Raw genomic sequence first — 8,755 nt, forward strand, 5'->3', positions numbered from 1 at the left:
ATGGCCGAATTCACCCTTCCCAAGAATTCCAAGATCAAGGCCGGCAAGCACCATCCGGCCAAGGCGGGCGCGAAGGACATCCGCACCTTCCGCGTCTACCGCTGGAGCCCGGACGACGGCGAGAACCCTCGCATCGACACCTACGACGTCGACATGGCGACGTGCGGGCCGATGGTTCTCGACGCTCTCATCAAGATCAAGAACGAGATCGATCCGACGCTCACGTTCCGCCGTTCGTGCCGCGAAGGCATCTGCGGTTCGTGCGCGATGAACATCGACGGCACCAACACGCTCGCGTGCACCAAGGCGATCGGGGACTGCGGTTCGGGCGACGTCAAGATCAACCCGCTGCCGCACATGTCCGTGGTCAAGGACCTCGTCCCCGACCTCACGCATTTCTACGCGCAGCTCGCCTCGGTCAAGCCGTGGCTGCGCAGCGACACGCCGCCGCCGCCGGACCGCGAGCGCCTGCAGTCGAAGGAAGACCGCGCCAAGCTCGACGGCCTCTACGAGTGCATCCTCTGCGCCTGCTGCACGACGTCGTGCCCGAGCTACTGGTGGAACAGCGAGCGCTACCTCGGCCCGGCCGTGCTGCTGCAGGCTTACCGCTGGATCGTCGATTCGCGCGACGAGGACACCGGCACGCGCCTGGACGAGCTCGAGGATCCGTTCAAGCTCTATCGCTGCCACACGATCATGAACTGCGCACGCACCTGCCCGAAGGGACTGAACCCGGCCAAGGCGATCGGCGAGATCAAGAAGCTCATCGTCGAGCGCGCGGGCTGAGGCAGCGCACTTGTTCGCCGGCCCGCATGCGATCCTGTGGCCGGCGTGCGCGCTCGTCGCGCTGACCTTCGTGGTCTGGACGCGCATGTACTACGTGCGCATCCGCGAGATGCGCCGCCTGCGCATCCATCCGCAGAGCGTCGCGACCTCCGCGCAGGCGCGCGGGCGTTTCGTCGACACGCGCGCTGCGGACAACCTCGGCAACCTGTTCGAGATGCCGGTGCTGTTCTATGCGGGCGTGCTCGTCGCGCACGCGATCGCCTCGACCAGCCGGACCTTGATCGTGCTCGCCTGGCTGTTCGTCGCGCTGCGCGTGCTGCACAGCGCGATCCATTGCGGATACAACCGCGTCATGCACCGCTTCGGTGCCTACGTCGCCGGCAGCATCGTGCTGTGGGCGATGTGGGTCGTGCTCGCTTTCGCGCTCGCGCGCGCAGCCTGAGCGGCGGGGACTTCGCATGAGCGCGGACGCGACGGACCACATCACTGCCACGCCGTCGCCGCCGCGACGGCCGCACCTCGCCTGGACGTTCGGCGCGGGTGCGTTGTACGGCCTGCTCATGCGCCTCGCCTTCGCGTTGCCGATGTATCGCGGCCAGGGCGGCGCCAGTGGCGTCATGCTCGCTTCCTTCGTGTTCCTGGTGCCGTTGCTCGTCGGCGCGCTCAGCGTGTACCTGCTGCCGGCGGCGCAACGCACGCTCGGTCGCGCGCTCGTCGCGCCCCTCGTGCCCGTGCTCGTGTTCGTCGCCGGCACCGCGATCCTGCTGATCGAGGGCAGCATCTGCATCGCGCTTGCACTGCCGATCTTCCTGGGGGCTGCGATGTTCGGCGGCCTGCTCGGTTGGGCGCTGCTGCGCATTGCATCGCCATCGCGCTCGACCGTGGGTGCGATGCTCGCGCTGCCGCTGTTGTTCGGCGCGGTGGAGCAAAGCACGCCGCTTCCGGATCGCCACGGCGAGACCGATGCATCGGTGTTCGTGGCCGCGCCGCCCGAGACGATCTGGCACCTGATCAACGACGCGACCGCCATCCGCCACGAAGAAATGGCGCAGGGGCTCGCCTGGCGCATCGGCGTGCCGTTCCCGCAGGAGGCGGTCACGGTCGATACGCGCGAGGGCCGCGTGCGCAAGCTGCGCTGGGACAAGGGCGTGCATTTCGACGAGCCGATCCTCGACTGGGTCGCGAACCGCTACATCCGCTGGCGTTACGTGTTCGCTGCCGACTCGATCCCGTCCGGCGCGCTCGACGAGCACGTGCTGATCGGCGGCCGCCACTTCGACCTCGTCGACACGTCGTACCGGTTGACGCCGGAGCCGGGCGGCACGCGCCTCGCGATTCACGTGAGCTGGCGCGTCAGCACGCATTTCAACGCCTACGCCGGCGCGTGGGCCGACCTCCTGGTCGGCGATGCCGCACGCACGATCCTTGCGTTCTACCAGCGCCGCGCCGAAGCGGCGGCGGTGCCGTGGCCATGAACGGCAGCGTCGATGCGCGCCTCGGACGGCTGCGCTGGCGCGCCCGCCGCGGCACGCGCGAGCTCGATCGCCTGCTCGGTGCGTGGCTCGACCGCCGCTACGCGCAGGCCGATGAAACCCGTCGTGCCGGTTTCGACGCGCTGCTCGGCGAATCCGATCCGGATCTCTGGGACTGGTTGACCGGTCATCTCGACCCGCCACCGCGCTACGCCGCGATCGTCGATGAGATCCGCGCCCTCGATCGCGTTTGATTACCGCCCGTCGGCGGTGATGGCTGGCGCGACGGTGCTGGTCGCGCTCGCCGCCGCGCTGGCGCCGTGGGCGAGCGCGGCGCCGCTCGCGCTGCGCACCGCGCTGTCGGCGCTCGCGCTCGCCGGCGCGGCGATCGTGCTGCGCCGCTACTGCAGGCCGCCGTTCCGGCGCATCGTGCGTGGCGTCTCGGGCTGGCGCCTCGTCGACCGCGAAGGCGGCGAACACGCCGCGGTCCTCCATTCGCACCGACGCCTTGGATCGTTGATCGCACTCGACTGGCGCTGCGCGCCGCGCACGCATTTCCGCGTGCTCCTCACGCCCGACAATCTCGACGCCGACACGCGCCGGCGTCTCGTGCTGCTGCTCGCGCGCGGTGAGCCGCCCGGAATCGACGCGATCGTGTAGGGCGATGCGCGCGCCGCGCGCCGCGCAGCGGCAGGGCGAGGTTCGCAAAACCCCGTTCGCCGAGCGCAGGCCCGCAGGGCCGGAGTCGAAGGGCCGTGCCGCGGGCGTGCTTCGAGGGCGCTCGTTGCGCGAGCTTCGCCCGGCGCGAACGGAGTCGTGGCGAAGCCTCACGCGGGCGGATCGAAGAGCATCGTGACTGAAGTCGCTTCCGACAAGGGCATGCGGGCTCTTCGTCGGAGCGGCGCAAGCCGCGATGCTCTTCTGCCCCACAGGCACCCCACGAGCGGGCGCGCTTACGGGAGCTCGATGTCGGCCGCGCGCAGCAGGCGCGCGAGCGCGATCAGCGGCAGGCCGATCAGCGCCGTCGGATCGACATTTTCGATGCGCTCGAACAGCGCGATGCCGAGGCCCTCCGCCTTGAAGCTGCCGGCGCAGTCGAGCGGGCGTTCGGCCTCGACGTAGCGCGCGATCGCGTCGTCGTGGAGCTTGCGGAATACGACACGCGTGAGGTCGGCCTCGGCGTGGCTGCGCCACGTGCCCAGACGCGTGTCGACGACGCAGAGCGCGGTGTGGAACGCGACCCTGCGCCCGGAGCACGCGCGCAGCTGCGCGCATGCCGCTTCGGGCGTGCCGGGCTTGCCGAGTGCGCGGCCGTCGAGTTCGGCGACCTGGTCGCTGCCGATCACGACGGCGCCGGGGCAGGCGGCCGCGACCGCCTGCGCCTTCGCGGCGGCGAGCCGCGCCGCGACGTCGACCGGGGTTTCGCCCGCGCGCGGCGTTTCATCGACGAGAGGCGCGTGCACGCGGAACGAGGACGTCAGCCGTGCGAGCAGCTCGCGCCGGTAGCGCGAGGTCGAGCCGAGCACGAGATCGACGTCGCCGATGCGGGTCAATGCGAGGTTTCCGATGCCTGCGCGGCGAGCGCCGCGCGCGTCTGCTCGACGTCGGCGCGCACGTTGGCGAGGCGCTCGAGCTGGCGCGCGAGCGTATCGCGCGTCGCCGCGAGGGCGTCGCGCGCGGCGAGGAGTTCCGTGTCGCTCGCGCGCGCGGCGTTCTGCTTGAGCCAGAGCCGGTGCGCGAGCAGGTCGCGCAGGGCTTCCTGCACCTGCGGTTCGGCGGCGAGCGTCGCGCGTGCGGACACCTGCTCCGCCGGGGACAAGGCGGCCGCGGCGAGGGCGGTTACCTCGCGCAGCCGCGCGCGGCATTCGAGCAGTTCGCGCTCGAGCGCGTCGGCGAGGTCCAGGATCTCGGCCAGCAGCGCGCGCCGGCGCAGCAGGCGGCGCTCGCGCCGCCAGGCGAATGCCAGGCCGAGTGCGGCGAGGGCCGCCGTCGCGCAGGCGAGCAGGACGTTCACGTGGCGGGTGGCTCCGGGAATGGGGATCCAGTGTGCCTTCGATGGGCCCGCCAGGCCAGCCGCCACGGGTTCAGGTTGACACCGGAGGGGGCTCCACCTACCATCGCGCGCCCATGTCCGCAGCCCTGCCAGATCGCGTGGATGTCGCACGCCAGGTGCAGGCGCGCCGCACGTACGAAGGAACCCTGCCGCTGGCCGCGATGCAGCGCCTGCACGGCAGCCTGGCGACGACGGAAGGCGAGGCACGCTACCACGTCGAATTCGGCAGGGACGAACTCGGTGTTGCGTACCTCGGATTGCGTGTGGAAGCCGGGTTGCCGCTGGTCTGCCAGCGTACGCTCGACGTCTTCGTCCAGCCGGTGTCGATCGACCAGCGCCTTGGCCTGATCGCCGACGAGAGCGGCGAGGCCGCGCTGCCGCCGGGTTACGAGCCGTTGCTCGTGCCGGACGGCCAGGTCGGCATCGCCGATGTGATCGAGGACGAGCTGATACTCGCGTTGCCGGTGGTGCCCCTGAAGCCGGGCGAGCCGCTGGAATGGAAGGATCATTCGGACGAGGAGTCCGAGGAAAAGCCGGCCAGCCCGTTCGCGGCGCTGGCGGGTTTGCGCAAGAACACGTAGTACGTGCACGTGTTGTGTCCTGCGGCGAGGATCGCCGCTCCGAACTCGAATACGGACGTTCGTCAAAAGCCTGAGGAATCGCCACCATGGCCGTCGCCAAGAGTCGTAAAACCCCGTCCCGCCGCGGCATGCGCCGCGCCCACGATGCGCTGACCGCGAAGCAGCTGTCGACCGACCCCACGTCGGGCGAAGTGCACGTGCGCCATCACGTCACCAAGGACGGCTACTACCGCGGCAAGAAGGTCATCGAGTCGAAGGCTCAGGCCCGCGACGAAGATTGATTGCCACGCGGCGCCGCATCGGCGCCGACGGTGACGGCCCGGCCCGGATGCGCCGGGCGGGGTTGCCCGGCGGGGCACGGAGAGCCTGGCTCGGCAGCAGCGCGCACCCGCTGAAGGTGCGCGCGAAATCTCGTGCAGGCGGGTTGCGCCTGCCTCCTTCGAGCGGGGAACGGCCCTGATCTACTCACGCATCGCCGGTACCGGCAGCTACCTGCCGGAAAAGATCGTCACCAACGCCGATCTCGAGAAGCGCGTCGACACCACCGACGAGTGGATCCGTTCGCGCACGGGCATCCGCGAGCGCCGCTTCGCCGCCGACGGCGAAACGACGGGCGACCTCGCGTTCTACGCCGCCACGCACGCGCTCGACGCGGCCGGCATCAAGGGCGCCGATCTCGACCTCATCGTGCTCGGCACGACCACGCCCGACATCATCTTCCCGTCGACCGCCTGCCTGCTGCAGCATCGCCTCGGCGCGAACGGCTGCGCCGCGTTCGACGTGAACGCGGCGTGCTCGGGCTTCATGTACGCGCTCGGCATCGCCGACCAGTTCATCCGCAGCGGCCAGGCGAAGAAGGCGCTCGTCGTCGGTGCCGAAACGCTGACGCGCATGCTCGACTTCAGCGACCGCTCCACCTGCGTGCTGTTCGGCGACGGCGCCGGCGCGGTCGTGCTCGAGGCGTCGAGCGAGCCCGGCATCCTCACCACCAAGCTGCACGCGGACGGCGGCTACAAGCACCTGCTGTACAACCCGGTCGGCGTCTCCGCGGGCTTCCGCGACGACGAGCCGAACCACGGCGTGCGCGTGATGATGACCGGCAACGAAGTGTTCAAGGTCGCGGTGAAGACGCTCGACCGCATCGTCGGCGAGACGCTCGAAGCGGCCGGCATGCACGAGCAGGATGTCGACTGGCTGATCCCGCACCAGGCGAACCTGCGCATCATCGAAGCGACCGCCAAGCGCCTGTCGATGTCGATGGACCGCGTTATCGTCACGGTCGACCGCCACGGCAACACGTCGTCCGGCTCGGTCCCGCTCGCCCTCGACGAAGCCGTGCGCTCGGGCAAGGTGCAGCGCGGCCAGACCCTGCTCCTCGAGGCGTTCGGCGGTGGGTTCACCTGGTCGTCGGCGCTGCTCAAGTACTGATTTTTGCGCGGTGCTTTCGGATCTCGCCGGAGCCGTCATCAGTTTCGTCGCGACGAGCGTGCGCAACCTCGTCGTCGACATCTTCCTGTTCTACGTCGGCCGCGGCGCGTTGCTCGCATGCACGCTCGGCCGGTACCCGCATGGCCGCGCGCTCGAGCGTGATGCGGGTCGGATCGCGGCTGCCGGCCTCGGTTCCGTCGTGCTGACCGGCGTGGCCCTCGCGGTGTACAACAACGTCCTCGCCTTCACCTGAGCCGCGCAGGGCGGATCAAGGCGCGAAGCGCCGGATCCGCCGCTGCGCGGCTTGATCCAGCCTACATACCTGACACGGGACCATACGATGTCCGCAGCCCAAAGTCCTAAGCCCTCGGCCCTTGCTTTCGTCTTCCCCGGCCAAGGTTCCCAATCCGTAGGCATGCTCGCCGAACTCGCCGAGCTGCACGCGCACGTGCGCGAGGCGTTCACCGAAGCCTCCGACGGAGCCGGCGTGGACCTCTGGGCGCTCTCGCAGGGCGGCCCCGAAGCCATGCTCAACCGCACCGAGTACACCCAGCCCGCGCTGCTCGCGGCCGGTGTCGCCGTGTGGCGCCTGTGGCAGGCGAATGGCGGTGCGACGCCGTCGCACGTCGCCGGTCACAGCCTCGGCGAGTACGCCGCGCTCGTCGCGGCCGGCGTGCTGTCGCTGCGTGACGCCGCGCACCTCGTGCGCATCCGTGGGCGGGCGATGCAGGATGCGGCGCCCGAGGGTGTCGGCGCGATGGCGGCCGTGCTCGGCGCCGACGACGCGCTCGTCGAGGAAGTCTGCCGCGAAGTGTCGGGCGACCATGTCGTCGTGCCCGCCAACTACAACTCGCCCGGCCAGATCGTCATCGGCGGGCACGCACAGGCGGTGGATGCCGCGCTCGCCCGGCTGGCCGAGCGCGGCGTGCGCAAGGCGGTCAAGCTCGCCGTGAGCGTGCCGTCGCACACGCCGCTGATGCGCGACGCGGCCAACCGCCTCGGCGAGGCGATGACGGCTTACCAATGGAGCCAGCCACGCATCCCGGTCGTGCAGAACGTCGATGCGCGCACGCACGAGGGCCTCGCCGACATTCGCGACGCACTCGTTCGCCAGCTCTACCTGCCGGTACGCTGGACCGCCTGCGTGCAGGCGCTCGCCGCTGGCGGCGCCACGCGCATCGCCGAATGCGGGCCGGGCAAGGTGCTGACGGGCCTGGTCAAGCGCATCGACAAGGCGATCGACGGCCGCGCGCTCGGCACGCCGGGCGACTTCGACGCCGCGCTCGCCGACTGGCGCTGACGCGACCGCGCGACCCGCGATTCCGGATGCATTGGCCCAGTCGCATTCGCGCGACGTGTTCGCCGGCGCCGCCCGCGCGCGTGTGCACCACGATCGAAGCGTTGCGCGCCGGTCGCGCGCGGCAGGCGACCTTGCTCGAGCGCCTGCCGACGCTGGAGCAGGTGGCCGATGTCGCCGCGTGGTTTCTTCCGATCGTGCTGCAGCGATGACCGGCACGGTCGCTGACCTCAGCGGCGGCTCGATCGTCGATTGAAAGGCTGCGGTCGCCGTGCGCCGATGCCGTACGTCACCGCACGGCGTTCGGCATGGATGATGGCCGCCGCTTTTGCGATCATGCACGACCACTTCCGGAACGGAACGCATCGTGAGCAAACCCCTCGCAGGAGAAATCGCCCTCGTCACCGGAGCCAGCCGCGGCATCGGCGCGGCGATCGCGGACGAACTCGCCGCGCTCGGCGCCAAGGTGATCGGCACCGCGACGAGCGAAGGCGGTGCCAAGGCGATCGGCGAACGCCTCGCTGCGCACGGCGGCGCCGGCCGCGTGCTGGATGTGACCGACGGCGCGGCGATCGAGGCACTCGTCGAGGCGATCGGCAAGGAATCCGGCGCGATTTCGATCCTCGTCAACAATGCGGGCATCACGCGCGACCAGTTGCTCATGCGCATGAAGGACGAGGACTGGCAGGCGATCCTCGACACCAACCTGAGTTCGGTCTACCGCGCCTCGAAGGCCGTCCTGCGCGGCATGATGAAGGCGCGCAAGGGGCGCATCATCTCGATCGCGTCGGTGATCGGCCTCACCGGCAACCCGGGCCAGGCGAACTACGCGGCGGCGAAGGCGGGCATCATCGCGTTCTCCAAGTCGCTCGCGCGCGAGATCGGCTCGCGCGGGATCACCGTCAACGTCGTCGCGCCCGGGTTCATCGATACCGACATGACGCGTGCGTTGCCGGAGGAGCAGCGCAACGCGCTGCTCGGCCAGATCGCGCTCGGCCGCCTCGGCGCGGCAGAGGACATCGCCAAGGCGGTCGCGTTCCTCGCTTCGCCCGCGGCGTCGTACATCACCGGCGAGACGCTCCACGTGAATGGCGGCATGTACATGCCCTAACAGGACGTTGAAAAAGGCGCTATCCAG

Annotated in this window: 14 protein-coding genes; 12 read left to right on the plus strand and 2 right to left on the minus strand. The window is 70.2% G+C overall.

Annotated features, from left to right (window positions below; genetic code table 11):
• Genes ACTHK2_RS02050 through ACTHK2_RS02070 form a run of 5 tightly spaced genes read left to right on the plus strand, consistent with a single transcriptional unit; the run spans nucleotide 1 to nucleotide 2,918 of the window.
• Nucleotides 1–786 carry a succinate dehydrogenase iron-sulfur subunit gene (locus ACTHK2_RS02050; protein WP_440244030.1) on the plus strand — a complete coding sequence of 262 codons (786 nt, stop codon included), beginning with the start codon at nucleotides 1–3 and terminating at the stop codon, nucleotides 784–786.
• 10 nt (nucleotides 787–796) lie between these two features.
• Nucleotides 797–1,228 (plus strand): MAPEG family protein, encoded by a 432-nt coding sequence (locus ACTHK2_RS02055; RefSeq protein WP_440244031.1) that lies wholly within the window; start codon nucleotides 797–799, stop codon nucleotides 1,226–1,228.
• A 16-nt stretch (nucleotides 1,229–1,244) separates the two neighbouring features.
• The gene (locus ACTHK2_RS02060) at nucleotides 1,245–2,261 is read left to right on the plus strand and encodes an SRPBCC family protein (RefSeq protein ID WP_440244032.1); all 1,017 of its coding nucleotides are present in this window, start codon (nucleotides 1,245–1,247) and stop codon (nucleotides 2,259–2,261) included.
• Complete coding sequence (locus tag ACTHK2_RS02065; protein ID WP_440244033.1) at nucleotides 2,258–2,512, plus strand: succinate dehydrogenase assembly factor 2; 255 nt, start codon at nucleotides 2,258–2,260, stop codon at nucleotides 2,510–2,512. Before ACTHK2_RS02060 ends, ACTHK2_RS02065 begins: the two co-directional genes overlap by 4 nt.
• Nucleotides 2,484–2,918: a protein YgfX gene (locus tag ACTHK2_RS02070; protein ID WP_440244034.1), complete on the plus strand. Its 435-nt coding sequence runs from the start codon at nucleotides 2,484–2,486 to the stop codon at nucleotides 2,916–2,918. The genes ACTHK2_RS02065 and ACTHK2_RS02070 overlap by 29 nt, the downstream gene beginning before the upstream one ends.
• Nucleotides 2,919–3,211: 293 nt before the next feature.
• Here the strand turns inward: ACTHK2_RS02070 and ACTHK2_RS02075 are convergent, their stop codons facing one another.
• Nucleotides 3,212–3,811, minus strand: coding sequence for a Maf family protein (locus ACTHK2_RS02075; protein WP_440244035.1), 600 nt, complete (start codon nucleotides 3,809–3,811; stop codon nucleotides 3,212–3,214).
• Nucleotides 3,808–4,272 (minus strand): hypothetical protein, encoded by a 465-nt coding sequence (locus ACTHK2_RS02080; RefSeq protein WP_440244036.1) that lies wholly within the window; start codon nucleotides 4,270–4,272, stop codon nucleotides 3,808–3,810. The genes ACTHK2_RS02075 and ACTHK2_RS02080 overlap by 4 nt, the downstream gene beginning before the upstream one ends.
• Nucleotides 4,273–4,385: 113 nt before the next feature.
• Between ACTHK2_RS02080 and ACTHK2_RS02085 the strand changes: the two genes are divergently transcribed.
• The 7 genes from ACTHK2_RS02085 (at nucleotide 4,386) to fabG (ending at nucleotide 8,728) form a co-directional block, all read left to right on the plus strand.
• Nucleotides 4,386–4,892, plus strand: coding sequence for a YceD family protein (locus tag ACTHK2_RS02085; RefSeq protein WP_440244037.1), 507 nt, complete (start codon nucleotides 4,386–4,388; stop codon nucleotides 4,890–4,892).
• Nucleotides 4,893–4,978: 86 nt separating this feature from the next.
• Entirely contained in the window at nucleotides 4,979–5,173 is a 195-nt protein-coding gene (rpmF, locus tag ACTHK2_RS02090; protein WP_132000197.1) for a 50S ribosomal protein L32, read from the plus strand.
• A gap of 175 nt (nucleotides 5,174–5,348) precedes the next feature.
• Nucleotides 5,349–6,320 carry a beta-ketoacyl-ACP synthase III gene (locus ACTHK2_RS02095; RefSeq protein ID WP_440244042.1) on the plus strand — a complete coding sequence of 324 codons (972 nt, stop codon included), beginning with the start codon at nucleotides 5,349–5,351 and terminating at the stop codon, nucleotides 6,318–6,320.
• A 10-nt stretch (nucleotides 6,321–6,330) separates the two neighbouring features.
• Entirely contained in the window at nucleotides 6,331–6,573 is a 243-nt protein-coding gene (locus tag ACTHK2_RS02100) for a hypothetical protein (RefSeq protein WP_440244038.1), read from the plus strand.
• 87 nt (nucleotides 6,574–6,660) lie between these two features.
• Nucleotides 6,661–7,620 (plus strand): ACP S-malonyltransferase, encoded by a 960-nt coding sequence (fabD, locus tag ACTHK2_RS02105; protein WP_440244039.1) that lies wholly within the window; start codon nucleotides 6,661–6,663, stop codon nucleotides 7,618–7,620.
• A gap of 80 nt (nucleotides 7,621–7,700) precedes the next feature.
• Nucleotides 7,701–7,829 carry a hypothetical protein gene (locus ACTHK2_RS02110; RefSeq protein ID WP_440244040.1) on the plus strand — a complete coding sequence of 43 codons (129 nt, stop codon included), beginning with the start codon at nucleotides 7,701–7,703 and terminating at the stop codon, nucleotides 7,827–7,829.
• A 155-nt stretch (nucleotides 7,830–7,984) separates the two neighbouring features.
• Nucleotides 7,985–8,728 carry a 3-oxoacyl-ACP reductase FabG gene (gene fabG / locus ACTHK2_RS02115; protein ID WP_440244041.1) on the plus strand — a complete coding sequence of 248 codons (744 nt, stop codon included), beginning with the start codon at nucleotides 7,985–7,987 and terminating at the stop codon, nucleotides 8,726–8,728.
• The last annotated feature ends 27 nt before the right edge of the window (nucleotides 8,729–8,755 follow it).

This window comes from Dokdonella sp. (genome assembly GCF_051958935.1).
Taxonomy (GTDB): Bacteria; Pseudomonadota; Gammaproteobacteria; order Xanthomonadales; family Rhodanobacteraceae; genus Dokdonella_A.